Consider the following 26,887-nt stretch of genomic DNA (forward strand, 5'->3'; position numbering starts at 1 on the left):
CATTATCGCGTAAATAAAAAACGAGCTAATTGAGCTCGTTTTTTATTTTACAGCGCATTAGTTGGGATTAACTAAACTTGGCGATAGTCTTTAAAAAAGCGCTGCATTTTAAGCATCGCACTCGATAAATCGTCTTTGTTAGGTAAAAACACTAACCTAAAGTGATCAGGCTCTGGCCAATTAAATGCACGCCCATGCACTAATAATATTTTTTCTGCTTTTAGTAAATCAAACATCATTTTTTCATCATCAGTGACATTAAAATGAGCCGTGTCTACTTTAGCAAAGGCGTAAAGCGCCCCTTTTGGCTTTTTACAGCTTATCCCTTCAATAGCATTAAGCCCACGCCAAGCAATATCGCGCTGAACATATAATCGCCCGCCTGGGTCGATTAAGCTATCTATTGATTGCACGCCCCCTAGCGCTTGTTGTATCGCGTATTGCGCGGGTACATTGGCACACAAACGCATGGACGATAAAATATCTAGCCCTTTACGTAAATCTTCCATTGCTGAGGTGCGCCCGCTTAGTACCATCCAGCCCATACGAATACCCGCTGCACGGTAAGTTTTAGCTAAGCCATTAAAGGTAATAATGGGCACATCGTCGCATAACGCACCAATTGAGGTGTGAGTGATGCCATCGTATAAAATCTTTTCGTAAATTTCATCGCTAAGCAATAACAGCTTATGCTCGCGCGCCACATTAATTAACTCTAAAAGTAAATCGTCACTGTAAACCGCGCCGGTTGGGTTATTAGGGTTAATTAGTACGAGCGCTTTTGTTTTAGACGTAATTTTACTTTTTATATCAGCAATATCCGGAAACCAATCTTGCTCTTCATCACATAAATAATGAACAGGGTTCCCGCCTGCTAATTTAACTGACGCGGTCCACAGTGGGTAATCTGGCGCAGGAATAAGCACTTCATCATCGTTATTTAATAACGCTTGGGTGATCATTTGAATAAGCTCGCTCACCCCATTACCAATATAAATATTATCTACATCTAAGTTATGTAAACCTCGTTGCTGGTAATGCTGATAAACCGCTACACGGGCTGAATATAACCCCTTAGAGTCGCAGTAGCCTTGGGCCGAATACAAATTACGAATAATATCGCGGTGCATGTCCTCTGGCATATCAAAACCAAACGCCGCAGGGTTGCCAATATTAAGCTTTAGTACCTTTTGACCTTCGTCTTCCATTTTTTTGGCTTGCGCTAAAACCGGTCCACGAATGTCATAACATACACCTTCTAATTTGTGACTCTTTTTAATATCTGACATTTTTACCTCTTTGGGGCGAACTGGCTTTATGGAAAAAAAATAATTAACTAGGAGTGGGTTTGTTCAATGCGAGGGTTATAACCTAATGGGCTCGGTAAAATTGTGTTACTAGCCCAAGGGTGGTCCTTGGGCAATGCGTGATCAAATTTATTATCGAGAGGCCAAACACGCCCTAGTAAAGTCTAAGACTACCCTAGTAAAGGCGTAAAATGCCAGCGTAATTAGTTGCTTAATACTGAAATAAATTCACGTTAACAAATAAAGTTAATTAGACTCTACCCACGCTCTTAATTGGGCCTGCGAAGCACTTACTTGCGCCAACAAATCAGTTGATGCAGTAACAGCTTGCGCTAAGTTATCTTGATTGAGATTAAGCTCAATATCACGGGCTACATCAGATAAACTCGTGGCACCAAACTGTGCCGCGTTCGACTTTAAACTATGGGCATGACGAATCGCCGCTTCTTTATCGTTACCAATGGTTGCAATTACTTCATTACCAAGGCGCTCAAATTCACTGCAGCAAAATTCAAGTGTATCTTTAAACTGCTCACCAAGTAACGACTGCATACTTTCTAGAGCAGCCTCATCTATTTGTACTTCTGTCATATTTTAAGCCCTTCTAAACATTCCGTGTCATTTTATAATTAATAGTATTACTGTATATCTATGCGTAAAAAAATCCAACTTTATTACTTTATAAATGTATAATTATCAAAATACACTCGCAATAAAAAGTTTAATTAATGACTCGCCAAGTTTGTGAACGCTGTTTGTTTACGCCCTCTACCTGTATATGCGGGGCCATTAAACGTTTAACAAATAAAGTTAGCGTGGTTATTCTACAACACCCCAGTGAAGAAAAAATAGCGAAAAACACGGCAAAATTGCTTAATTTGAGCCTAACTGACTGCAAAATAATCAAAGGGGAAAATAACACCGACTTTGCCATGCTCAACTCTTTACCTGTTAAGTCCACGGTACTGCTCTACCCTAATGAGCACGCCACCTACTTAGATGATGCAAAACCAAAGCCAGCCTTAAGTAACATTACGCATTTAATCGTGATTGATGGCACCTGGAAAAAAGCCTATAAAATTTTGCAGCTGACCCCGCTACTCACTAAATTTAAAACAGTGAGCTTTAAGCAGTTACCGCATAACCGTTACGCTATTAGGAAAGCTCCCAGAGCCGACAGTCTCTCTACACTTGAGGCCGTTGCACATAGTTTGTTGTTAATAGAGCAGCTAAACCCTGCTCCGCTTTACAATTTATTAGATGAATTAATACAAAAACAAACCCAACACATGCCCGAACACGTAAAAGCACGTTACTTAAATTAGCCACCATAAAATGTAAATGCGTAATTACCCAAACAGATTAAAACGCGGATTCACTCGTAAAGGGCCAGACTACCGCTTTGACGACCAAGTTGACTTTAGTGATATTAGAGGCACCTTTGGCTTTAGATCTATGGTTGTAGGAAAATGGGTGACCAAAGAAGAGCATTTTATTAGTGCAAACTTAATTTACGATGCCCTCGCCGACCTTGCTCAAATATTACATTTACCGCCCAAAGCTATTGGCCTGCGCGGCAAACTAAATTTTGCCTTTGGGCATGGCGGTCAAAAAGGCGTACAAGCGCATTATAACGCAGCTTCACAAACCCTTGCTTTAGCAAAAAACGCCGGCGGTGGCGCATTGGCTCACGAATGGTTTCATGCGTTTGATCACCATATAAGCGAGCATTTATTTAATGCAAAACCTCGCTTTGGTTTTGCATCTAAATTATGGCTTTCAAATACGCCAAATTTATCGCACCCACTTAATAGTGCGCTAAACGATTTTTACAAAAACGTGTTTTTAGATGAAAGCGGCGCAAACGCCAATAATTACGTACAACGCAGCATTACGTTCGATAAATCGCAAAACATGCATTATATGAGTATGCCTGAGGAGCTTGCAGCACGCTGCTTTGAAGCCTGCATAGAGGCGAGCAGCACTATTCAAAATAGCTTTTTGGTTAGTGGCTTAAAAAGCAGTAACTTGATATACCCAAGTGCTCAGCATATTAATAAAGCAAACAAAGCCCTTAATAAGTATTTTGAACTACTAGGTTATGCACTTCATAAATCTCAATAAGCCACAAACTACCTTGTAAACTTTATTTACGTGAAAAATCTTATATTTAATCTATCCTATCCTAAAGCATTAATAATTTTAAATTAAGTAGCAATTAAATGGTAAATACTGATTTTACAAATAAAAAGCATGGCGCTATCTCTTTTGTTTATATTGTTCCCTTAACTGTAATTGCAGTTTTATCTATCTGTATTCACTTTATGCTTGATGAAGTAATAGACGCGCAAACCGATACTGGAAAACTCGTAAATGTAAGTGGTCAACAAAGAATGCTTTCGCAACGGGTGAGTATGTTTACTTTAGAGTACTTAATGTATGGCTCGCAGGATTCTAAATTACTGGCCATTAATGCTTTAAACTCTTTAAAAAATAATCATAAATACTTATTAAGTGAGCATTATGGGGCGCAAGTATTAGGCGATGAAAGCCCGCTATCTAACGAGTTGTTAGCAATGTATTTTAAAGAGCCTGTTAATGTCGATAAAAAATTAAGTATGTTTTCAGATAGAGTTGAAGAAGTACTAAAGTTAAAAACACAAACACTTAATTTAGATACAGCGCAAGAAAGTTTTTTTTCTTTGGCAAAAGAGCCGCTTTTAAAAGCGTTTAATACGGTGGTTATGCAGTACGAAAAAGAGAGTGTTGACAGGGTTAAAAGGCTACACACTATTCAAGGCATTGTAATTATAGTTATTTTATTATCTATATTAGTCGAGTTTTTACTCGTTTATAAAGCCAGAAATAAAAAACACATTTAATATCAGTTTAAGCAATAATGCACGTTGATATAAATTATTAAGCGTTTAAGCTAGCAAAACAAAGCCATTTAAACGCTTAATAGTTTTATATTGTTATAGGTTATCGTCGCTAATGCGGCTTGCTACCGCACTACTTTGATCTTTATATTTTGCGTCTTTACGAATGTTGTATGGGTTTTCGCAGGGTCCTGAAAGCATTTCAAAGCTCATTGCACCAATTTTCATCATTGGGCGCAGCGCTAGTGGTAACTTACCTGAGTTATAAAATTCTAAAACAATATTACCGCTCCAACCTGGGTCGATTCTGTGCGCTGTTACATGCACCATTAAACCTAAGCGGGCAAGTGATGAACGACCATCTAACCAGCCTACTATGTCGGCAGGAAGTGTTACTTTTTCATGGGTAATGGCCAATGCCAGCTCACCTGGGTGTAAAAAGAAAGCTTCGCCGTCGGCAAGTTCAATCTCTTCACTCATGATTGATTCCATAGCCTTATTTAACTGATCTTTAGGGCCACTTAAATCTACGTACGCTGCGTTATGTGCGTTAAAGGTTCTAAATTTGTTCCCTAAACGCAAATCGGCTGTCACACCCGAAATCATTTCATTAGTCGGCGCAGGCTCAATCACTATGCGGCCATCGCTTAAATATTCTTTAATATGGGTATCTGAGAGTCTCATTTTTTTCTTAGTCCTGCGTTATCACTATCTCAACACTGTGTTGGTGCTGCTGATAAAAAAGCGTGCTGGCAATCAATCTTGCCGCTGCGCTGTATGTGTTGCTAATAGCCGCGCTGGTATCGCTGGCGATTAATTTACCTTGCTCTGAGTATTCACGAATATCTATGGCAAGTGGAATATGGCTTAACACCGGTACGCCGTGTTTATGGGCAAGTTTTTCTGCGCCATCTTTGCCAAATACATGGTTGGCTTCACCGCAGTGGCTACAAATGTAGTGACTCATATTTTCTATAAGCCCAAGCACAGGTACGTTAACTTTATTAAACATTGCAATGCCTTTTTGCGCATCGGCAAGGGCTAAATCTTGCGGTGTCGTCACAATAACAGTGCCGCTGGCAGGCACTTTTTGGCTCATTGTTAGCTGAATATCGCCCGTACCCGGTGGCATATCAACAATTAAGTAATCAAGTTCGCCCCAATCTGTCTCGTTTAATAATTGGTTGAGCGCTCCCGATGCCATTGGGCCCCGCCATACCGTTGCGTCATCACTTGGCACTAAAAAGCCGATTGATTGCGCTTTAATGCCGTTGGCATCAAATGGCTGTAGTAGTTTGTTATCTTTGGTTTGCGGCTCTGCACCCACAAGCCCCAATAACATAGGAATAGATGGCCCATAAATATCAGCATCTAAAATCCCTACTTTTGCGCCTTCGCTTTTAAGCGCCCCGGCTAAATTTACAGCGGTAGTAGATTTTCCTACCCCCCCTTTACCTGAGGCAATCAGCACAATGTGTTTAATGGCTTTAAATTTTGCAGGCTCTTTTATACTCACCACAGAGTCTATGGTAACCGGTGTATTTATACTTTCACTTACGTGCTGCTCAACTAACGGCATTTCTGATTGAGCCGCAAATGGCAGCGTTATTTTAATGTGTATTGATTTATCGTCATTTTGCGAAATGGTATCAATAAAACTTTCATCAATACCTACGGCAAATGCCGCGCTTCGATACGCCGCTAAGGCAGTAATAATCGGTTGTTTTTGCACCGATTTAGAGGAGAATAGTTTCGACAGTCCAAACATAGCAATTAAATAGCGTTTCTTTGATGAAAAGTGCCACAGAATTATGTAACATTCAGGGCATTAACACCAGTCAATTAACAAAAATCCATAAGCTGCGCGTACCGTTAGTCCAAAGCTTATGGATAAATTAATGATAACCGCCTTTTTTGTAGTAAAAATGGTGGTTTATCCTCAATTCGGAATGATTATGACGCAGCGAAAGATCCTCATTACCAGCGCATTACCTTATGCAAATGGCCCTACTCACTTAGGCCATTTATTGGAATATATTCAAACTGATATTTGGTCACGTTTTCAAAAGCTACAAGGCCACGAAGCTTATTATGTTTGCGCCGACGATGCTCACGGCACGCCAATTATGCTTAATGCGCAAAAGCAAGGGATCACGCCTGAAGAAATGGTTAAAAATGTAAGCATTGAACGCCAGCGCGACTTTGCCGACTTTAACATCAAGTTTGATAAATACCACAGCACCCACAGCTCAGAAAATAAAGAGCTGAGTGAGCTTATTTATAACCGCCTTAATGATGCGGGTCATATTAAAAAGCACACTATTTCACAGTTATTCGACCCTGAAAAAGGCATATTTTTACCAGATCGCTTTGTAACAGGCACTTGCCCAACGTGTAAGTCTGAAAACCAAAATGGCGATAGCTGTGACTCGTGTGGCGCAACTTACAGCCCAACCGAATTAATAAACCCGCGCTCAGTAATGTCAGGTGCTGAGCCAATTTTAAAAGATTCAGAGCATTACTTTTTTGACCTGCCAGCATTTGAAGGCATGCTTAAAGAGTGGCTACACTCTGGCTCTATTCAGCAAGAAATGGCGAATAAGTTAGATGAGTGGTTTACCGATGGCCTGCAACAGTGGGATATTAGCCGCGATGCGCCTTACTTTGGTTTTGAAATTCCAAATGCACCGGGCAAATACTTTTACGTATGGCTAGATGCGCCAATTGGCTACATGGCAAGCTTTAAAAACCTATGTAACGAAAAAGGCCTCGACTTTGATGCATTTTGGGCTGAAGGGTCTGATGCTGAACTTTATCACTTTATTGGTAAAGACATTATTTACTTCCACAGCTTATTTTGGCCAGCCATGCTAGAGGGCGCTAATTTTAGAAAGCCAACTAACGTGTTTGCACATGGCTTTGTAACCGTCAATGGCGAAAAAATGTCTAAATCAAAGGGTACGTTTATAAAAGCACGTACTTACCTTGATAACCTAGACCCAGAGTACTTACGTTATTACTACGCAGCTAAATTAAACAGCGGTATTATTGACCTCGATTTAAACCTAGAAGACTTTGCACAACGTGTAAATTCAGACCTAGTAGGTAAAGTAGTAAACATAGCAAGCCGCTGTGCAGGCTTTATTACTAAAAAGTTTGACGGTAAATTAAGTAGCACAATTATGCAGCCAGAACTACTTGAAGAATTTCAAGCTGCTGCACCGAGCATTACTGCCCACTATGAAAACCGTGAATACAGCCGCGCAATTCGTGAAATTATGGCCCTAGCCGACAAAGCCAACCAATTTATTGATGCCGCAGCGCCATGGGTACTCATTAAAGATGAAGCAAAACAGCAAGAAGCGCACGAAGTGTGCTCGCTTGGCCTTAACTTGTTCCGTGTTTTAATTACCTATTTAAAACCTGTATTACCAGGTATGGCTGCAAACGTAGAAGCCTTTTTAAATGACGACTTAGCATGGGATGGCGTTCAAAACGCGCTCGTTGCACATCCTATCAATAAATTTAAGCCGCTCATGCAACGTGTAGAAATGGATAAAGTGAACAAAATGGTTGAAGAATCAAAAGAAAGCCTAGAATCAAAAGTAACAATTGACCCTAATAGCCCACTTGCAAAAGAGCCAATTGCGGATGAAATTGAATTTGATGACTTTGCAAAAGTAGACTTACGCGTTGCTAAAATTGCTAAAGCAGAGCATGTTGAAGGCGCCGACAAGCTACTTAAACTTACGCTGGATTTAGGCGGCGAAACACGCCAAGTGTTTGCTGGTATTAAATCGGCTTACGCACCAGAAGACATTGAAGGCAAACTGACTGTAATGGTTGCAAACCTTAAGCCTCGTAAAATGCGCTTTGGTATGTCAGAGGGTATGGTATTAGCTGCAGGCCCTGGCGGTAAAGAAATTTACATTCTTAACCCAGACGATGGTTCTGAGCCAGGCATGCGTGTAATGTAATTTATTACTTATAAAAAACCGCTGATATTTCAGCGGTTTTTTTATGAGAAAAAAACGTTTATACCAATCCATTTAATTAAGTGTGCTATTTTGAGGGTGCAAAAGCGTGTTGATAACTAGACAAAAACTCGCTATTTAGTTATTCAAAATGATCAAAGTGAGAGCTTTGTAACGCGTTTAGCCCCAAAATAATTAAGTATTATTGCCGATTGCTGTTACACGTCTGACTCTGGATTAAATAAAGTAAAGTAAAGTAAAGTGACATTATGAGCCAAATTTTAAATGCCAACAGAATAAAAATAAGCAACCAAATAAAGCAACATAAGTTAGTTGCTATACTTCGCTTAAAGCAACAAAGCGATGTAGCCCCCTTAATTAATTGCTTAGTTAATGCAGGCATTAACGCGCTAGAAATCACCTCAAATACACCTGGCTTTGAGCAAGAAATAGCAAAAGCACGGGCTGCTTATAAAAATACACTCATTGGCGCAGGCACAATAATTAACACCGCCCTTGCGCAACAAGCGATTGATGCCGGTGCGCAATTTATAGTTACACCAAATACTAATCAAGCAGTGGTAGAGCTTGCCCACCGCCATGGTTTACCTGTATTAATGGGCGCACTAACCCCTACCGATGTTGCCAATGCAATAGAGTATAACGCCGATATTATTAAGGTTTTTCCTGCAGGCAGTATGGGGGTTAATTACTTTAAAGCGCTAACGGGGCCTTTTTCTGATGTGCCATTAATGCCCGTAGGCGGCATTAATTTAGACAACCTAACACATTGGTTTGCAGCGGGGGCATGCGCAGTGGCGGTAAGTAGCGATTTTAGTAAGCCGGTAAATAACAAACAGCAATACGACACATTAAGCCAATTGGTGTGCAAATACATATCAGCGGTCGCTCACTTAACAAACTAAATAATACAGCTAAAAGTGAGCTTTTATTAAGGGTAATACAGCTTTAATAGCGCTCTTTTAACTCCCCAATTTCTTTTTGATTTTAGTTTGCCACTCAAGTGCAAGCTCGGGTAGTTCAAGTGCTGCTGATAATACGCTTTCATAATCTTGGTAGTGTTTATCAAAAAAGGCCTGAAACAACGTTTTAACCGAAATGTTATGCTCAGCTTTATGTTCAAAAGTCACGGCATCGCCCGTTTTAGCAACACCTTGCTCAAGCACTCTAAAATAAACACCCGTGTGGTAATACTGAGTAAACAGTTTTAGGCTTTGTTTATTATTAAGTGCAATAGCCAATTTAAAGCACGGCACACGGGGCTGGCTTACTTCAAGTAGTGCAGTACCTATACGAATACGATCGCCTATATGAATATTTTGCTCATCAAGGTCTGAAATTGTGAAGTTTTCGCCAAAGGCACCGACTGCTAAATCATCATTTTTAAGGGTCCGCTTCCAATAATCGTAATGATTGTGCGAAAACGCATAAACCGCTTTATCCACCCCGCCATGATTGACTAAATCGGCTTGTTCATCACCTATTATATTTAGCTTTTCAATAACAACCGGCTCTTTGGTTGGTGTTTTAAATATACCTGTTTTAATGGCTTTGCCGCTATGAACAACCGTTTTTATTTTAGAGATGTTGGTAGAGATTATATGCATTTACTTAATTGCATCCTGTTCGATATTTTGCCATTTACTCAATGCTTGCTTGTCGCTTTGTTTAAACTCAACCCAGTTTGAGGAGTCTTTAAAATGCTCTTTTTTCCAAAACGTGGCGTGGTTTTTTAAGTAATCCATAATAAACTGTGCGCCTTCAAACGCGGCTTGGCGGTGGCGGCTGGTTACGCCAACAAATACAATTTGCTCACCAAGCGCTAAATAACCTACTCGATGAATAATACTTATGCGGGCAAGTTGCCAGCGTGTTTGCGCTTGCTCGGCTATCGATTGCAGTAGTTGCTCAGTCATCCCTGGGTAGTGTTCAAGCTCAAGGGCGATTACGTTATCGCCGCTACTAAATTCTCGCACCAGCCCTGTAAACGTCACTACGGCACCATCACTTTTGTTATTACTGCAAAGTGCGTCATGTTGCTCGCCTACTGAAAAATCCTGCGTTTGTACGTTAATGCTTATACTCATTAGCCACCTGTCACTGGTGGGAAAAAAGCAAGTTCATCCCCTGCTTTTACAAGCTCATCGCTTGATGACATAGTTTGATTAAGCGCACACAATACATCACGCTCTTCAAGCCATGCCTGCCAATGTGGGTTTTGCTCAACCAGCATGTGTTTAAACGCTTTAATGCTAAGGGTGTGCGCTATCTCAACGGTTAACTTATCGCACTTTAGGCGCTCTTTAAGTTGGCCAAAAAACAGTACGTTTACATGCCCTGCATCAGTATCATTTAAATTAGTCTCGCTGCCAGCTGCCATGCTTGCCCCCTGCTTTTTGCGTTACACGCATACCGTGTATTTCCATAAGCGGATCGGCGGCTTTACACATATCAAATAATGTTAGGGTAGCCACAGACACAGCGGTGAGCGCTTCCATTTCAACGCCCGTTTTGCCTGCTAATTTACAGTAGCTGGTGACTTTAATTTGGCTATTTGCTTCATCAAGTTCAAAATCAACGCCTACTTTACTCAGTGCCAGCGGATGACAAAGCGGAATTAAATCAGCGCACTTTTTAGCGCCCTGAATACCTGCAATACGGGCAACGCCTAGCACGTCACCTTTTTTATTTTGATTAAGCAACACTTGCTCAAAAGCCTGTTTGCTCATTTTAATGTAGGCCTCGGCAGATGCATCGCGCAGAGTGACCTCTTTTAGCGATACATCAACCATGTTTGCTTGGCCGTTTTCATCTACGTGGCTCAGCATATTATTGCTCTCGCGATTCGCATTTTTTACCAATAGTAATATGCGGTGCAAAGTTACATGGCTTGTGCATTGAGTCTAACTGATCTTTTATAATACCTGTCCAGGCTGTTTTACATGCGCCCGTAGAGCCAGGCATACAAAAAATAACGGTGTTATTGGCAAGGCCCGCCAACGCACGCGATTGAATAGTTGAGTTACCAATTTCACCGTAAGAAATATGCCTAAATAGCTCTCCAAACCCATCTACGCTTTTATCAAACAGCGGTGCAAATGCCTCTGGTGTTGAGTCGCGCTCGGTAAAGCCCGTACCACCGGTTACTAAAATGGCGTGAATAGTGTCATCGGCAATCCACTGCGATGCAACTGCTCGCATTTGGTAAACATCATCTTTAACTATGTCTTTATCCGCTAAGTGATGGCCTGCTTCAGTAAGGGCTTTAATTAAATAATGGCCTGAAGTATCCGTAATTTCATCGCGTGTATCGCTTACTGTCATTACGGCAATGTTTAATGCAATTTGTGACTCTGTGGTATGGCTCATAGGGTTCTTCTCAATAAATTAGGTTTGTGTTGGTCAAATTGCTCGTTAACAGCTTTAAATTGCGCCGGTGTATTGGTATTAACAAGTGCGTGCGCTTTATTACATTTTAGCGTTTGCACACCAATACTACGGGTAAACTGTTTAATTGATTTATGACTATTTACGTTTATGAGTAATTGTTTTAAATGACGTTTAACGCTTTGGGTGTTACGAATATACAGGGGTAACGGCTCATTTTCAAAGTGCCACGCATGTATTTGTGGCTGATTTGTTTGAAAGTGGGGATTATCGCTTGCTGCTGATGCAATTTGCGATAACAACGTGCAAGTAAGCAATGGCATATCAACAGCAGTTACAAGTATATCCTGCTCCGTTGCCATTAAGGTTGAATAAATCCCCCCAAGCGGGCCAGAACCTGGGTATATATCTGCTATGTATTGCGCAGTAGTACTTTGTACATTACGGCTTATAAGTACATCACTTGCTCCTGCTGCTGTTAATAATTCACATGCATTTTGCAGTAAGGTTTTATTTTTTAAAATGAGATTTGCTTTATCGCTGCCCATTCTTGATGATTGCCCTCCAGCGAGTACAACCCCCTTAAACACGGCTTTACTGCTCATATTTAGCCGCCTAACATAGCTAAATGAGTTGTGGCGCCCGTTAAGCGTTTATCGAGCTCATGGCTAATGGTTTTGTTGCCCATTGCCGCTTGAATAGCGTTTACAGTGGCTGGCGTATCTTGCGCATTTAAATGCGGACGTAAGTCTATTCCTTGCTCGGCAAACAAGCACAAATGTAATTTGCCTAATGACGATACTCTTAATCGGTTACAGCTTTTACAAAAATCTTTACTGTAGGGCATAATTAAGCCAATGCGCCCCTCAAAATCGGGATGACAAAACTCCTCTGCAGGGCCGTTTAATTTACCTCTTACTACCTGTAACCAACCTTGTGCTAAAAGCTGTGTTTTAACACTTAGCCCGCTTAAATGGTTTTGTTCAAAAAAGGTGGCTCCATTACCTGTTTCCATTAATTCGATAAAGCGTACCGTTACTTTTTTATGTTTTACCCAGTCTAAAAAATCATTTAATTGGTTTTTATTAAATTGCTTAGCCAGCACTGCATTTATTTTTATATCTTTTATACCCAGCTCAATTGCTCTGTCTATTCCTTTTAAAATATGAGTTAGCTTGTCGTGTCCTGTAATTAATTTAAACATGCTCGGGTTTAAGCTATCTATACTAATGTTTAGCGCATCTAGGCCAGCGCTGTAAAACTCATCAATTTTATTAAATAAGTTAAAACCATTCGTTGTTATGGCGACTTTTTCTATGCCTGGAGTGTTTTTACATTGCTTTATAATCTCGGTTACGTCACTGCGTAAACACGGCTCACCGCCTGTAATACGCACTTTTTTTGTGCCAAGTGAAGCAAACGCATTTACTAAGGTGTTTATTTCGTTTTTATTTAAAAAGTTACGCGGGGTATCGCACTGATACCCGTTTGGTAAACAATAGGTGCAACTAAAATTACACACATCGGTAATTGAGAGGCGCAAATAGTTAAACTGCCGACCAAATTGATCATTAAGCATATGCTTCCTTATTTATTTACATTTCAACTGCAACATCAATACTGTTAGCGTTTTGCGTAGTATGCTGCTTTATTAATTGGCTTAACTGGGTTTTACACGACCCACAGTTAGTGCCGCATTTTAGTTTAGACCCCAATTGTTCTACTGTATTTTCACCACTTTTAATGGCGTTTATAATGGGTTGTTCACGTACTTTAAAGCAACTACATACTTGTGCGCCTTGGGTAAATTCTTCATCAGGCGTGGCATACAACAATGACTGTAATTGGCTAAAGGTTATTAAAGGCTCTGCAAATAAATGATTTATCCACTCAAGTGATATGTCTTTTTGAGCCGACGAAATAACTGCAACAAACACTAACTGCTGGTTTTGAATACATTGAACATGCATTGCTTTTGCACTGCCCATTGCCGACCACTGCCCTTGTAACCCTGTCAGTGTTTGGCAATAATAAAGCAAATCATTTTGCGGCTCATTGAGCGCTAACTGGTAGTTAACACAATTACTTGCGTTAACTTTAAGCCAAAAATCACTGTTAATATTAAGCTCTGTTTTGCTAAAAATTTGCATGTACTGAGCAAACTGCGCTTTAACTAAATCAACAGCACCATGCTTACACTCAGCCTGGCCCGAAATAGGGTCAACAACCGATTGATAAAGCCCACTTACCGTAGCGGATGAGGCAAATTGCTTGTTCCAGTGAATAGGCATAAAACATTCGCCTTTACGCACAGCATCCGTTACTTTTGCATGAGCCGTCACTTGCCCTGTTTTAGCATTGGCAGTTATTAAATCGTTTGCTTTTATGTTTAATTTGCTGGCATCTATGGGGTTTATTTCAATATATGGGCGCCTTATATGAGTAGAAAGGGCTGTACTTTTTCCGGTGCGGCTCATTGTATGCCATTGGTCGCGTATTCGCCCTGAGTTCATTACAAACGGGAAATCGCTTGATGTTTGCTGCACAGGAAGTTTGGGCGTTATAGGTATAAAGCGGGCTTTTTTATCTGCGGTGCTAAATTGTTTATTAACAAAAACCTGCCCGTTTTTATATGGCTCATTTTTTAGTACCGGCCACATAACCGGTTTTAAGTTATCGTACTGCTCCTGCGAAAGCCCCACTAAGGCTGATAAATTTAATAGCCTATCACCGTTATTTTCAAAATCAGTCAGTTGTGCCCATTCTTCAAAAATGCCACTGGGGTCTGTAAAATCAAACCCTTCAAAACCCATTTTTTGGGCAACTAAACACATTATTTGCCAATCGTTTTTAGCCCCCGAAAATGGCTCAACTAGCGGGCGCTGCCTTGATATTCTGCGCTCTGAATTAGTCACTGTGCCGTTTTTTTCGCCCCATCCGGTTGATGGAAACGCCACATTAGCAAATTTTAGCGTATCACTTTTGGCAATACAGTCAGACACAACCACCAGCTCACATTGCTCAAGTGCATGTTGTATGGCTGCGTTATTAGGTAGGCTCACCATCGGGTTGGTTGCCATTACCCAAATAGCTTTTATTTTCCCTTTGGCGATTTCATCAAACATATCAATCGCATTACACCCTGCTTTTTTAGCTATTGTTGGCGATTGCCAAAAACGCTGCACTAACTGTTGATGCGCGTCGTTTTCAATGTCTAAATGTGCTGCTAATTGATTTGCCAAGCCACCTACTTCACGCCCGCCCATAGCATTAGGCTGCCCAGTTATAGAAAACGGGCCACATCCAGGCTTTAACAATTTACCCGACGCTAAATGCGCATTTATAATGGCATTACACTTATCGACCCCTGAGCTTGATTGGTTAATACCCATTGAATAAAAACTAATAGCGGTTGGGCTTTGTGCAAATAAGGCGTAAAAGTCACTGACTAGCTGCGCGTCGATATCACAAAAATCACTGACCGCTTTAATACTCCACTTTTTAGCCTCTGCAAGCGCTGTTTCGAAGCCGTTTGTATGCGCGTTTATAAATTGCGTATCTAAATAGTTATGTTCACTTAAATAATTAAGTAAGCCGTTATAAAGTGCTGCGTCGCTGCCTGGTTTTATATTTAAAAAGGTATCGGCAAGTTCGGCTGTATCGGTTTTTCGCGGGTCGATAACCACTACTTTCATGTTTGGATTAAGCTTTTTTGCGCGCTCCATACGCTGGTAAAGCACCGGATGTGTCCACGCTGCATTTGAGCCAATTAAAATAAGTAGCTCAGTGTGCTCTAAATCGTCGTAGCTACATGGTACTACGTCCTCACCAAATGCACGTTTATAACCGGCAACCGCCGATGACATACACAGCCTTGAGTTTGTATCTATATTGCCTGAGCCTATGTAGCCTTTCATTAATTTATTGGCAACGTAGTAATCTTCAGTCAGTAACTGCCCCGATACATAAAACGCAACCGACTCCGGTCCATGCTCTTTAATAATGGCGTTAAATTTCTTGGCAACGTAATCAGTTGCCGTATCCCAGCTGGCGGGTTCGTTATCAATAAGGGGCGATGTTAAGCGATTATCAGTGCCGATGGTGTCAAGCAAGTGCGTGCCTTTAACACATAAACGGCCAAAATTAGCGGGGTGCTCGCGCGTGCCTTCAAGTTTTGTTGGGGTATTATTTAATAATGAAATATCAACCCCACAGCCTACACCACAATAAGCGCAGGTGGTTTGTTTAAGTAAAGGTGTGTTTGAACATGTGTTTAATGTTTCCATACTGCTCTCTTATTCTTTGTGTTAAGCGCTCTGTGATACTGGCTCATCTACTGGGGTTAGCGTAGCTATTTTATTATTAAGCGCACTGCTAATAACGCTTTGCACTAGTTTTTCACAGCCTCCACAACCCGTACTTGCTTTAGTGGCTTGCTGCACTTTATTTAAATCGCTACAACCTTGTATAACCGCTTGTTCAATAGTGTGTTTTGTCACTTTGTGGCACGCACAAATAATGGCATCACGTGGCAAATCATCAGCGTTTAGCTCGCCCGCGTCACCTGCAAGCGGCATTATTAATGACTCTGCGGGCACACTAAGCTCAATACCATTTAAGTGATACTGCAATAAATTATCGTAATCACTGGTATCGCCAACCAGTACAGCACCTATGAGCTTATTGCCTTGCTCATTAGTGACTACTTTTTTGTAAATACCGCTTAGTTGATCTTCAAAGTAATAGCTAATTGCGCCTTCACTGCGTGCATGAGCATCACCAATTGAGCCTACTTCAACACCCATTAATTTAAGCTTGGTGCTCATATCGGCGCCGCTAAATTCATCAGTATTGTTTGAATAGTTGCTTAAAGGTGTGTTTGAAGCTGTACTTGAAGAAAGCTGCTTTAAAACATGCCCCGCCGCTACTTTTGCCATCGCGTAGCCGGGTGCTACAAGACCAAAAATAAAGTTATTCCAAAGGGCGCATTCGCCTATTGCGTATATGTTTTTATCACTCGTTTGGCAATGGTTGTTTATTACGATGCCGCCGCGCTCACCTATTTCTAAATTAAACTCACGAGCTAGGTTATCGTATGGGCGAATACCGGCCGAAAATACAATCATGTCTGTTTCTAGGGTTTGCCCCCCTTTAAAGCACATTTTATAACGGCTGTTTTCACCCTCTATAATTTGCTCTGTCGCCACTGATGTATGCACTGTAACGCCCAGCTCGGTAATTTTATTTTTAAGCAATCGACCACCAGCACCATCTATTTGTACGCCCATAAGTTGTGGTGCAAATTCTATTACATGGGTTTGCAAGCCAAGCTGCTTTAACGCGTTGGCTGCTTCAAGCCCTAATAAACCGCCGCCAATTACTACGCCCACCTTGCTCGCATGTGCAGATTTTTTTATGGCGTGTAAATCGTTAATGGTTCTGTAAACTAGGCAATGCTCGCGATCTTTACCTGGAATGGGTGGTACAAATGCAAATGAACCGGTAGCCAATATTAACTTGTCGTATTCAAATGTTTTGCCTTTTGCAGTAGTGACTGTTTTTGCATCGCGGTTTATATCAACCACTTTAGAATGAGTATGAAAGCACACTTGCCAATCTTGATAGGTTTTACTGCAGGTAAGTGCTAAATCGTCTTCGGTTTTACCTTTAAAAAAAGACGAAAGCTGTACGCGGTCATAAGCGAGTCGGTCTTCACCGCTGAGTACGGTAATCTCCATATTTTGAGTATCACCTTGTTGTGATACTAGCTGTTGTACAAAATGATGGCCAACCATTCCATTTCCGACAACTACAACACGCTGCTTGCTTGGCATTAAAATCACCTGTTTGATTTAAAATACACTTAACTTTAAATGGGTACTTTAAATGTATAATTTATTATGTGTTGGTTATAGCAATATGCAAGCCAGATATATAAGCACTACATTTCAATAACTTAACTGAGTTAACACAGTAAAAAAGAAGTGAAAGCACCACAAGCTGGCGCTATTGCACCAACTTGTAACGCTTTAAATTAAATAACGAGGGTTTAGGTTAAATACTTAAAATTTAGCGCTTACCCATACCCACAGTTTTTGGGTATCAACTTTGCCTGCAGCGCTATCACCTGCTGAATAATCGGCATATTTTGCGCCTACAGCATAGGTTTTATTAATAGGCTTTACGTATTGTACGTTTAGCTCTGTGCCTAAATCATCAACGCCATCGGCGCTATCGTTGGCATCAAAGCTGTGATACGCCAACAGCCATTTACCGCCGTAAGCTTTACCATTTAAACTTACATAAGTGTCATCAAGCCCTTGTGCTGGGGTTGCTAAAAACGTATCGGCCCAGCCATTAAATTTATGCATTGTGGCAAGCGGCGTGGCAAAACCATAATCGCCGTTATCAGAACCCAGTGACTCAATACCAGCTTTTAATGTAACGGCTTCAATACCTAAACCGCCTAAATCTATCCCCCCTTCAAATGCATAGTAATCAGCGTCAAAATCACTCATGCTCGTTGATGCTGATTGCGTGGCGTACTGTGCTTTATGGTAAAATTTAATATCGCTGAGCGTTTTATTACCATTAAAAGACACACCATAAGTATCTAAGCTGTCATTATCTATTGCATCGTCACTTAATAAATAGCTGTATAAAACCACCTTACCTAGGCTTGTTTTAAAGCTTGCATTGATAAGATGATCGGATGCATCAATATCTTTGCTATCGGCAAATATACGGTTGCGCTTACTTATGTAGCTATAGTGCAAGTTAATATCATTAAAGGTGTAATTTACTGTTGCAGCATCAAAGGTTTGCCTGTCTTGCCTAAATCCAACGTGGCCTACAAAGCGCTGTCCATCGAGCGCTATTACTTGCCTACCTACTTTAATTGATAAAGCATCTTTTGCGTATTTAACAAAAGCCTGATCTACCTCTGTGGTTTCTGGGTCGGCTATTACTGAGTAATTTGTATTTTTACCCAGCGTATTGTTGTAATCGTCTACACCTAATAGGCTTCGGCTATCTTCGACCTCTAATAAAGCAGAAAAGCCATTCACTTCATCCGTTTTATGAGTAAGGCGAGTACGCAGCGTTAAGCTACTGGCATCTTTTAGTGCGTTATCTTGCTCTGCACTTTCATAACGCAGCCTAAAATTAAGGTCGGTTTGCGCTGCAACACTAATAGAAGGCGCAGCAATGCACCCTATCATTAAAATAATAGGTAAGTTATTTTTATAATTTAACATCTTGGTCTCTTAGTTTTTAATTATGAGCACGCACAATAAAATAATAAATAAACACAGCGAAATGCTCTTCCAGAGTAATACTGGATCGCCTTTCATTATTGAAATTTTGTTGGCTGAGCTCTGTAAATGTGGATTAGGTTTACTAATATCTGTTAAAAACTCAGAAAATGCGTGGTATCTGAGCGCTGGTTTTGGCGCAAGTGCTTTCATTAAAGCCTGATCTAACCAAAAGGGTATATCGGCTCGGTACTTGCGAATACTTGTGTATTGCCAGTGGCTGTAATCAATAGGGGTATGACTTGCCGGTAATGTTTTATAAGGCAGCTTCGAGCACAGTAACTCATAAGCAATCACCCCAAGCGAAAACATATCGCTTTTAAAATCGGCATGCAGCGAAATAAGTGTTTCAGGAGCCGTATAATCTATAGTACCTTGCGGGCAGTCATCGGCTATTTGCTTAACAGACTCATCCATAGCCGCAACACTTACAGTACCGTAATCAATTAACGTAACTTTACCGTGTGCATCTATCATCACGTTATCGAGCTTTAAATCACGATGTACCATATCTAATCGCTGAAATGCCCTTAGCGCATGCACTATTTGCTCTACAATACTGCGCACTTGCGCTATTTCTAAATAAGGGACGTCGTGCTTATAGTCACTGAGGGTTTGTCCGTCCGTGTACTCGCAAATATGATATAAAAATCGGCTTTGCGATTGCGTATTTAAAACCTTCATTACATTAGGATGATTAATACGTTGCCCTACCCACCCTTCGCGTATAAAGCCTTGAAGGTAATGTATATCGTCTTCAAAATTAACCGAGGGTGCCTTTAATACAACGGGGGGTGCATCAGGTGCTAGTTGTACCAAATAAATGTGCGATCGGCTGCTTTCGTTGATTTTACGAATAACCGTATATCCATCAATTATTTGGCCAACCTCTAATGCGGGTGGTATTTTTCGCTGCGTTAACGATTGATAAAGCTCATCTAGATTTTGCTGCGCAATGCTATTTACCTTCACTAATAAACAACTCACATTATCATCACTGCCTTGTGCTATAGCGCGTGAGGTAATGGCACTTGCTGCCTGCTCTAAGTTGTTATGGGCGTTTATTTCGTTGGCAATTTCATTATAAGGCAATACATCATGCACACCATCGCAAGTCAGTATGTAAATATCGCCGGCTTTTAGGTCAACTTCGTAAACATCAATTTCTTGATGTGACTGCGCGCCTAAAGCACGAGTGAGCGTATCGTTTACTTTATGATCCCGCGTTATCGCTTCCATTTGATTATCGCGTAAACGCGTAATGCGAGTATCCCCTAAATGAAATATATACCCCGTAGCTGATTTTAATATAAGCGCCGTAAAGGTGGTCATCCAATCAGCTTGGCGTTGCCCTAAGTGGTTATAGTTAACTGATTGCGAATATAACCACTGATTTAAGCTAGCTAAAACCTTAGAAACCGATTTTTTGACCGCCCAGCTGTCGGGTGTATTTAAATACTCATTTATAAAATGAGTAACACTGAGCTGCGATGCTTGTTTGGCATTTTTAGCCGATGAACACCCATCCGCTAAGCACGCAATAGCGCCTTTTGTTTCTTGTTGTTCGTGCTCAGTATTTAAAGCAGCAAACGCATCTTGATTTTCATCTTTTATGCCCGCGGCACTGTGCCCACCAAAAGAAACATCTAGCGTATTATTACGAACTTGAGCGTGTTGGGTTTCATCAAACATGGTTAACGCTGCCTTAAGTCACTGAAATAAGTTCAACAGAGCCATCTTCGTTTACTTCTGTGATGTGCCCATCTGGCTCTTTCATGAAAAATAACGCCCCTAAACCTAACAATGCACTGGCAGCAATAATCATAAAGAAAGTTTGGTAATCCACTAATGAGAGCGCCGTTAAATACACCACCGCGCCAACGTTACCGTAAGCGCCTGTCATACCTGCAATTTGCCCTGTTAAGCGGCGTTTGATAAGTGGCACAGCAGCAAAAACCGCTCCCTCACCAGCTTGCACAAAGAACGAACACGCCATGGCAGCAGCTACAGCAAGCCAAAGTGGCCAGCTAGCGTCAACTAAGCCCATAACAAAGTAACCTACAGCTAACCCTGAGGTAAGAACAATAAGTGTTTTACGACGACCCATTCTATCTGAGATCCAACCACCACCCGGGCGCGAGGCTAAATTCATAAACGCATAAGCAGAGGCCAGTAAACCTGCGTACACCATATCGAGGCCAAACACTTCCATAAAAAATAATGGCAACATAGATACAACGGCCAGCTCTGAGCCAAAGGTAGTAAAATATAAAATATTAAGTACAGCTACTTGTTTAAATTCGTAGCGGTGTGATTCTGGCACGGGTTGTTTAAAGATATGTCCGTTTATATCAAAGGTTTTATATACCTCGTAAGCGTATAACAGCACTAAAAATGCATAAACGGCTAAAACAAAATTGGCAGAAATTAAATTAGCGCCTGTAGGAGACAACTTCCAAGTAAGTAAAGCCAGTGCGCCATACATAGGTAATTTCATAATAAGCAATAATACAAAGTCACCTTTACTGGTTACTTCCATTGCGCCTACTTTTTTAGGCTTAAAGTATGTACCCCCTTTTGGTGTATCGGTTACGTTTATGTACCAAATAACACCAAAAATAACGCTAAGTACGCCCGTTAAACCAACGGCATAGCGCCAGCCATCGTCGCCGCCAAACATAAGCGCTAATACAGGTAGTAACATGGCAGCGGCAGCCGAGCCAAAATTACCCCAGCCACCATAAATACCTTCTGCTGTACCTAACTCGTTTGCCGGGAACCACTCGCTCACCATACGAATGCCCACTACAAAGCCTGCACCAATAAAGCCTAGTGCAAAACGCGCGATAGCGGCTTGCTCAAATGTGGTGGCCATAGCAAACATAAAACACGGTATGCTACATAAAATAAGTAAAGCGGCATAAACAATACGCGGACCAAACTTATCTGTCAGCATGCCAACAACAACACGCGCCGGAATGGTTAAGGCCACATTTAAAATGAGCAGCGTTTTTACCTGTGCCATAGTTATACCTAGCGAGCCCGCTATTGCCCCTAATAATGGAGCATGGTTAAACCATACAAAAAAAGAGATAAAAAACACCATCCAGCTTAAATGTAGTATTTTCATTTTTCCGCTAAACGATATGAGATTAAACCCAGAACTCGGTTGCATGTTTTTTTCCTTGTAACGATTATTATTTTAAGCAGTGAGTACGACTTTGGTAGTAATAACACTGCGACGATTGTTAAATTAACGTTAACCGCTTTCAGCAATTACTAAGCCAACAATTAATAGGTAGGTTTTTCAGTTACTTATATTTTTGGGAATTAATATTTATTTCGCTTTGCACTATTTAAGCAGCTTTGTTGGGCGTAAACAGTGCAAAGAATTTTTAAGCTTTACTTGCTCTAGGTTTTAACTAATTGGTATTGTTAAAAAAAATTATGAGAACTCATTAATGCAAAAACCCCCTTTAACGTATCAGCAGCAATTACGCTATTCTCGCCATATTATGCTTCCTCAGCTAGATATAGATGGACAAGAAAAAATATGGCAAAGTCATGCTCTTATTGTGGGGTTAGGTGGATTAGGTTGCCCAGTTGCGCAGTACTTAGCGGCATCGGGCGTAGGTACTTTAACGCTTGTAGATAACGATGTGGTTGATGCAACTAACTTGCAAAGGCAGGTGCTCTATAAACAAAGTGATGTTGGGTGCTTAAAAACCCACAGTGCAAAAGAACAGTTAACTCAGTTAAATGATGAAATAGAGATCCACACTATTGATGAATTTTTAAATGAAAATTCGCGCCTTGAACAATTACTTAGCAAAGTAGATGTAGTTATTGACTGCACTGATAACTTAGCAACACGTAATTTGCTCAACAGCGCCTGCTATAACACCCGTACGCCCTTGGTTTCGGGCTCTGCCATAAGGTTAGAGGGACAAGTAGCTTGCTTTACAATGGCGCCTAATAGCCATTGCTACGGGTGTGTGTCACAGCTCTTTGGCGAACAAACTCAAAGCTGTTCAGAGTCAGGGGTGCTCTCTCCTATTGTAGGGCTTATTGGCAGTATTCAAGCGACTGAAGTACTTAAAATTATTGCAGGACTGCCTAGTAAACTCACCGAGCAGCTATTACTTGTAGATGGTTTGAGTATGGAGTTTAACCGTTTTAACATTGTTAAAAATAAGCACTGCCCTGTTTGCAGTGCTTAATTTAGTACATTTTGTAAATACATGACTGCTTTTAAAAGCCTAATTTAGCGTTTCTAGGTTATTTATTGTCAAATAAATCTGCTCGCCTAGGCTTACAGCGCTTTGCTGCCATTGCCTTTTAGACACCGCGCAATACAGTAATTGCGTATCTACATTAACAGTTAGCAACCATTGCTCATCAAGCTGCTGGGCATTTTCAAGTATACCTATTAGCACGTTTGCACTGCTCTCGTTAATTGGTTTTACTTTGTTGTAGGTTATTTGGCTGCTTTCTATAATTAACTTATGGTTTTGTTTTACCAGCGAAGGCACTGCATATAAATGCTGTTGGCTATTACTAAGAGTAAGCTGGTAAAGACCAAAAGCATCATTAAATTCAGGCTTACTATAACTAAGTATACTGAGCGGCGTTTGGCTCTTATTTGTATAAATACTTTGCACCACTTCTTGTGTTGCACCGCACTGGAGCACGCTGCCTTTCGCTATATGAAGTAATGTATCGCTGCAATAAAGTAGCTCTTTTAAAGAGTGGCTAACAATAATAAATTTAATACCATGGGATTTATTAAGTTGCTGAATAGCCCCCAACATAGTAAAACGCGTTGACCAATCTAAGGCGCTAAATGGCTCATCAAGTAAAACAACAGATTGCCCACTTAGTAGTGTTCTTGCAAAAATTACGCGCTGGCGCTCCCCGCCCGAAAGCCCCGACACATCACGATTTAGTAATGGGTTTAGTGCTAATAAATCAATTACCTGATCAGGCGTTAGGTTGTTACTTTTATTTTTACAATGCTTGTGAGTAAACAGTAAATTACCCATCACATTTAAATGTGGAAATAACGGGCACGACTGCAGCTGTAAAGTAAGTAGGCGTTTATCGGGCTTTAAATGAGTAATATTATGATTGTTTATACACACATTTTGCGCCGTCGTAAGTCCTGCTATCGCCTGTAATAAGCTCGATTTGCCAGAGCCCGAAGGGCCAAACACCCCTAAAATATCAAATTGATTTATAGCTAAATCAACATGTAATTCAAAATCGTCCAAACGTTGATGACATTGTATTTTAAGCACGATTAGCAGCTCCGTTTATCACGGTTTTATTAAATTTAAACAACAACACTAAACACGCAAACGAGATTGCTAGTAATACCAACGACAATTGGTGCGCAGCCCCATAATTAAGTGACTCTACATGGTCGTACAACGCAATAGACACCACTTGGGTTTCGCCTTGTATATTGCCACCAATCATTAGCACTAAACCAAATTCTCCCAATGTATGGGCAAAGCCCAGTGCAAAGGCACTGCCTATGCTTGGCTTTAATAGCGGTAACGTTAAATACATAAAACGCTTAAATGGGCTGATCCCCAAGGCAATAGCAGCTTGATTATAAGTAGTATTTATTTGTTTAAAGCCCGCCAGTAACGGCTGCATCACAAAAGGGAGAGAGTAAAATAACGAGCCAATAACCACCCCTTGAAAACTAAACGCGAGCTGCGTACCCGTGAGCCAAAACCAAAACTGGCCAAATGCATGAGTAGGTGAAAACAATACCAATAAATAAAAGCCCATTAGCGTAGGCGGCAGCACCAAAGGCATTGCTATAAGTGCTTCTAATATAGGCTTTAACTTACCTTTATAACTGGCTAGCTGCCATGCAAGCGGAATGCATATAATCAACAAAATAGCAGCCGTTATAAAGGCAAGTTTAATTGTAAGCCACAGCGCTGTTACATCACTTGCTAACATCACTTTCCTTTGCTTTATAACCAAGCTCTAATAATGTTTTTGCGGTTGAGGGGTCATTTAAAAAAGCCATAAACTTTTTAGCTGTCGTTAAATGCTTAGTCGCGCTTATGATAACGCCTTGCTGCGTTATTTCAGGGTGTTTTTCAGGTTCGATAAGCGTGTAATTTAAATATTTTTTATTTTTAGTTTTGCGATACGCCGACTTTAACGTAGATAGCGCGACCAAGCCTTTAGCGGCATTGCCTGTTTCTACAAATTGAAACGCATGGGTAATATTATTTCCATACACAAATTCATACGGTGTTTTTATATAGTTTTTAGCATAATGCGCCGATGATTGCCCATATGGCGAAAACCTTGGATTAGCAATGGCTAATTTATTATTAATAACTGAGTTGCTTGGCTGCCACAGCGCTAATAAACCTATCGCATAGGTGGTTAAGCTATTTTTGAGTGCAAAGCCGTCTTTGATTAGTGCGTGTGGGCGTGCAGCGTCGGCTGATAAAAAAATATCGTACGGTGCACCGTGCATAATTTGAGAGTGTAATACGCCGCTAGAAGCAGCTGATATTTTAATATTAATATTTTTCAGGGCTGGGTTAGTTACCAGCGTTTGCAGCACAGGTTTAAAATTGCTCGCAACGGCTATGTGCAGCGTTTCTTTTGCGTTAAGAGGATTGCTAAATACCACTAACAGTAATAACAAATAACCACACCATGTATTGTAAAGCTTTAACATTATAAGTATTGTTTTAAAAATCAGACACATTATAAAAAACAATATATATGAACGATGTATGCAATGCACCTGGTTTATTACCAGTAGAAACCGCAATTAGTAACATGCTAAGCGCTATTAACTTTGATAAAGCCGCAGAAACCATTTCAATAATGCACAGTGTTGGCCGTGTTTTAGCAAACGATATCAAATCCAATATAAATGTGCCTGCTCACGATAATTCGGCAATGGATGGCTATGCACTTTGCCTAAGCGAAGGGCTAACAACTTATCAGCAAGTAGGCAGTGTATTTGCTGGGCAAACCTTTAAAAACATCTTAACACCTGGGCAATGCGTTAGAATTATGACCGGCGCTGCCCTGCCCCCTGGCGCTAATGCGGTAGTTATGCAAGAAAACGCCAGCGTAGATAACGACAAAATAACATCTACAGGTCATATTGAGCTCAATAATAATGTGCGCTTTGCAGGTGAAGACATTGCAAAAAATAGTGTTGTTTTTAAAGCGGGCAGAAAACTAAAAGCAGTCGATGTAGGCTTACTTGCCTCTATTGGTATTAACCAAGTAAGTGTATATGAAACACTAAAGGTCGCGGTTTTTTCTACAGGGGATGAACTTATAGAGCCTGGCAATGCCCTACCTGCAGGTGCTATTTATGAAAGTAATCGCGCTGTTATATTAAGCGAGCTTAATGATAACAATATAGAAGTGATTGATTTTGGGATAATTCCCGATGATAAAACGCTCATTAAAAATACGTTTTTAAAAGCAAACGAGCAAGCCGATGCCGTAATAAGCTCTGGTGGTGTATCGGTTGGCGAAGCCGATTTTACTAAAGAAGTATTAAATGAAATTGGCGATATACACTTTTGGAAAATCGCCATGAAACCGGGCAAACCCTTTGCTTTTGGTAAATTACCTAACAGCTACTTTTTTGGTTTACCAGGTAACCCCGTATCGGCAGCCGTTACGCTTGAGCGACTTGTAAAGCCAGCCCTTACAAAGCTTTCAGGAAATGAACATACTGCTAAGTTACGTTTAAAAGCAACCACCACAGCGCTGATTAAAAAGCGCCCCGGCCGTACCGACTTTCAACGCGGTATTGCCAGTACCGACGAAAACAATAACCTACTGGTAACGCCTATAAATAAGCAAGGTTCAGGGGTACTCTCATCGCTTAGCCACGCTAACTGCCTTATTGTGGTGCCCGCCGAAAGTGGCAATATTTCAAAAGACGAAACCGTAGAAATAGAGTTTTTGTAAAGCTAAAAATGCTACAGCTAACTTTATAA

General features: G+C 40.8%; 26 protein-coding genes. 7 read left to right on the forward strand and 19 right to left on the reverse strand.

The window, feature by feature from the left end:
* Nucleotides 1-71 precede the first annotated feature (71 nt).
* Together MSC25_RS03110 and MSC25_RS03115 are read right to left on the reverse strand one after the other, a co-directional pair.
* Nucleotides 72-1,289 carry a pyridoxal phosphate-dependent aminotransferase gene (locus MSC25_RS03110; RefSeq protein ID WP_004587766.1) on the reverse strand — a complete coding sequence of 406 codons (1,218 nt, stop codon included), beginning with the start codon at nucleotides 1,287-1,289 and terminating at the stop codon, nucleotides 72-74.
* Between the two features lie 264 nt (nucleotides 1,290-1,553).
* Nucleotides 1,554-1,898 (reverse strand): Hpt domain-containing protein, encoded by a 345-nt coding sequence (locus MSC25_RS03115; RefSeq protein ID WP_055253260.1) that lies wholly within the window; start codon nucleotides 1,896-1,898, stop codon nucleotides 1,554-1,556.
* Between the two features lie 137 nt (nucleotides 1,899-2,035).
* Between MSC25_RS03115 and MSC25_RS03120 the strand changes: the two genes are divergently transcribed.
* The 3 genes from MSC25_RS03120 (at nucleotide 2,036) to MSC25_RS03130 (ending at nucleotide 4,189) form a co-directional block, all read left to right on the forward strand.
* Nucleotides 2,036-2,632 carry a tRNA-uridine aminocarboxypropyltransferase gene (locus tag MSC25_RS03120; protein WP_248442547.1) on the forward strand — a complete coding sequence of 199 codons (597 nt, stop codon included), beginning with the start codon at nucleotides 2,036-2,038 and terminating at the stop codon, nucleotides 2,630-2,632.
* Between the two features lie 16 nt (nucleotides 2,633-2,648).
* Nucleotides 2,649-3,431 (forward strand): CLCA_X family protein, encoded by a 783-nt coding sequence (locus MSC25_RS03125; RefSeq protein WP_248442549.1) that lies wholly within the window; start codon nucleotides 2,649-2,651, stop codon nucleotides 3,429-3,431.
* Nucleotides 3,432-3,529: 98 nt separating this feature from the next.
* Nucleotides 3,530-4,189: a type IV pili methyl-accepting chemotaxis transducer N-terminal domain-containing protein gene (locus tag MSC25_RS03130; protein ID WP_248442551.1), complete on the forward strand. Its 660-nt coding sequence runs from the start codon at nucleotides 3,530-3,532 to the stop codon at nucleotides 4,187-4,189.
* A gap of 93 nt (nucleotides 4,190-4,282) precedes the next feature.
* Here the strand turns inward: MSC25_RS03130 and dcd are convergent, their stop codons facing one another.
* Together dcd and apbC are read right to left on the reverse strand one after the other, a co-directional pair.
* A complete protein-coding gene (gene dcd, locus MSC25_RS03135; protein WP_004587761.1) occupies nucleotides 4,283-4,870 on the reverse strand; it encodes a dCTP deaminase in 588 nt (195 codons plus the stop codon).
* A gap of 7 nt (nucleotides 4,871-4,877) precedes the next feature.
* Nucleotides 4,878-5,954, reverse strand: a complete 1,077-nt coding sequence (apbC, locus tag MSC25_RS03140) for an iron-sulfur cluster carrier protein ApbC (protein WP_248442553.1) — start codon at nucleotides 5,952-5,954, stop codon at nucleotides 4,878-4,880.
* 187 nt (nucleotides 5,955-6,141) lie between these two features.
* Between apbC and metG the strand changes: the two genes are divergently transcribed.
* Together metG and MSC25_RS03150 are read left to right on the forward strand one after the other, a co-directional pair.
* A complete protein-coding gene (metG, locus tag MSC25_RS03145) occupies nucleotides 6,142-8,163 on the forward strand; it encodes a methionine--tRNA ligase (RefSeq protein ID WP_248442555.1) in 2,022 nt (673 codons plus the stop codon).
* A gap of 266 nt (nucleotides 8,164-8,429) precedes the next feature.
* The gene (locus tag MSC25_RS03150; RefSeq protein ID WP_248442556.1) at nucleotides 8,430-9,086 is read left to right on the forward strand and encodes a bifunctional 4-hydroxy-2-oxoglutarate aldolase/2-dehydro-3-deoxy-phosphogluconate aldolase; all 657 of its coding nucleotides are present in this window, start codon (nucleotides 8,430-8,432) and stop codon (nucleotides 9,084-9,086) included.
* Nucleotides 9,087-9,143: 57 nt separating this feature from the next.
* On the opposite strand, the gene MSC25_RS03155 is transcribed toward MSC25_RS03150, so the two are convergent.
* From MSC25_RS03155 to MSC25_RS03210, 12 genes are all read right to left on the reverse strand, one after another.
* Nucleotides 9,144-9,788, reverse strand: a complete 645-nt coding sequence (locus MSC25_RS03155; protein WP_248442557.1) for an MOSC domain-containing protein — start codon at nucleotides 9,786-9,788, stop codon at nucleotides 9,144-9,146.
* Nucleotides 9,789-10,268, reverse strand: a complete 480-nt coding sequence (moaE, locus tag MSC25_RS03160) for a molybdopterin synthase catalytic subunit MoaE (RefSeq protein WP_248442558.1) — start codon at nucleotides 10,266-10,268, stop codon at nucleotides 9,789-9,791. It lies immediately after the preceding gene.
* Nucleotides 10,268-10,561, reverse strand: coding sequence for a MoaD/ThiS family protein (locus MSC25_RS03165; protein ID WP_096041864.1), 294 nt, complete (start codon nucleotides 10,559-10,561; stop codon nucleotides 10,268-10,270). Before MSC25_RS03165 ends, moaE begins: the two co-directional genes overlap by 1 nt.
* Nucleotides 10,539-11,009, reverse strand: coding sequence for a cyclic pyranopterin monophosphate synthase MoaC (gene moaC / locus MSC25_RS03170; RefSeq protein ID WP_096041865.1), 471 nt, complete (start codon nucleotides 11,007-11,009; stop codon nucleotides 10,539-10,541). The genes MSC25_RS03165 and moaC overlap by 23 nt, the downstream gene beginning before the upstream one ends.
* 1 nt (nucleotide 11,010) lies before the next feature.
* Entirely contained in the window at nucleotides 11,011-11,550 is a 540-nt protein-coding gene (gene moaB / locus MSC25_RS03175) for a molybdenum cofactor biosynthesis protein B (RefSeq protein WP_004587753.1), read from the reverse strand.
* On the reverse strand, nucleotides 11,547-12,173 hold the full coding sequence (locus MSC25_RS03180) for a molybdenum cofactor guanylyltransferase (protein WP_096041866.1): 627 nt from the start codon (nucleotides 12,171-12,173) through the stop codon (nucleotides 11,547-11,549). Before MSC25_RS03180 ends, moaB begins: the two co-directional genes overlap by 4 nt.
* Before the next feature lie 2 nt (nucleotides 12,174-12,175).
* Nucleotides 12,176-13,147, reverse strand: coding sequence for a GTP 3',8-cyclase MoaA (gene moaA / locus MSC25_RS03185; RefSeq protein WP_096041867.1), 972 nt, complete (start codon nucleotides 13,145-13,147; stop codon nucleotides 12,176-12,178).
* Nucleotides 13,148-13,163: 16 nt separating this feature from the next.
* Nucleotides 13,164-15,854, reverse strand: a complete 2,691-nt coding sequence (locus MSC25_RS03190) for a nitrate reductase (protein ID WP_096041868.1) — start codon at nucleotides 15,852-15,854, stop codon at nucleotides 13,164-13,166.
* A 21-nt stretch (nucleotides 15,855-15,875) separates the two neighbouring features.
* Nucleotides 15,876-17,402: an FAD-dependent oxidoreductase gene (locus tag MSC25_RS03195; protein WP_096041869.1), complete on the reverse strand. Its 1,527-nt coding sequence runs from the start codon at nucleotides 17,400-17,402 to the stop codon at nucleotides 15,876-15,878.
* Between the two features lie 228 nt (nucleotides 17,403-17,630).
* Nucleotides 17,631-18,824, reverse strand: coding sequence for an alginate export family protein (locus MSC25_RS03200; RefSeq protein WP_248442560.1), 1,194 nt, complete (start codon nucleotides 18,822-18,824; stop codon nucleotides 17,631-17,633).
* A 9-nt stretch (nucleotides 18,825-18,833) separates the two neighbouring features.
* Complete coding sequence (locus MSC25_RS03205) at nucleotides 18,834-20,573, reverse strand: bifunctional protein-serine/threonine kinase/phosphatase (RefSeq protein WP_096041871.1); 1,740 nt, start codon at nucleotides 20,571-20,573, stop codon at nucleotides 18,834-18,836.
* Between the two features lie 13 nt (nucleotides 20,574-20,586).
* The gene (locus MSC25_RS03210) at nucleotides 20,587-22,056 is read right to left on the reverse strand and encodes a NarK family nitrate/nitrite MFS transporter (protein WP_096041872.1); all 1,470 of its coding nucleotides are present in this window, start codon (nucleotides 22,054-22,056) and stop codon (nucleotides 20,587-20,589) included.
* A gap of 286 nt (nucleotides 22,057-22,342) precedes the next feature.
* Here MSC25_RS03210 and moeB point away from each other — a divergent pair, with 286 nt between their 5' ends.
* Entirely contained in the window at nucleotides 22,343-23,101 is a 759-nt protein-coding gene (moeB, locus tag MSC25_RS03215; protein WP_096041873.1) for a molybdopterin-synthase adenylyltransferase MoeB, read from the forward strand.
* 39 nt (nucleotides 23,102-23,140) lie between these two features.
* Here moeB and MSC25_RS03220 read toward each other — a convergent pair whose 3' ends face one another.
* The 3 genes from MSC25_RS03220 to modA are packed head-to-tail and all read right to left on the reverse strand — an operon-like array spanning nucleotide 23,141 to nucleotide 25,596.
* Nucleotides 23,141-24,178: an ATP-binding cassette domain-containing protein gene (locus tag MSC25_RS03220; protein WP_096041874.1), complete on the reverse strand. Its 1,038-nt coding sequence runs from the start codon at nucleotides 24,176-24,178 to the stop codon at nucleotides 23,141-23,143.
* Nucleotides 24,171-24,857, reverse strand: coding sequence for a molybdate ABC transporter permease subunit (modB, locus tag MSC25_RS03225; protein WP_004587743.1), 687 nt, complete (start codon nucleotides 24,855-24,857; stop codon nucleotides 24,171-24,173). Before modB ends, MSC25_RS03220 begins: the two co-directional genes overlap by 8 nt.
* Nucleotides 24,844-25,596, reverse strand: coding sequence for a molybdate ABC transporter substrate-binding protein (gene modA / locus MSC25_RS03230; protein WP_096042569.1), 753 nt, complete (start codon nucleotides 25,594-25,596; stop codon nucleotides 24,844-24,846). The genes modB and modA overlap by 14 nt, the downstream gene beginning before the upstream one ends.
* Nucleotides 25,597-25,643: 47 nt before the next feature.
* Between modA and glp the strand changes: the two genes are divergently transcribed.
* Nucleotides 25,644-26,858: a gephyrin-like molybdotransferase Glp gene (gene glp, locus MSC25_RS03235; RefSeq protein ID WP_096041875.1), complete on the forward strand. Its 1,215-nt coding sequence runs from the start codon at nucleotides 25,644-25,646 to the stop codon at nucleotides 26,856-26,858.
* Nucleotides 26,859-26,887 lie beyond the last annotated feature (29 nt).

This window comes from Pseudoalteromonas sp. 1CM17D (assembly GCF_023161805.1).
Lineage (GTDB): Bacteria > Pseudomonadota > Gammaproteobacteria > Enterobacterales > Alteromonadaceae > Pseudoalteromonas > Pseudoalteromonas atlantica.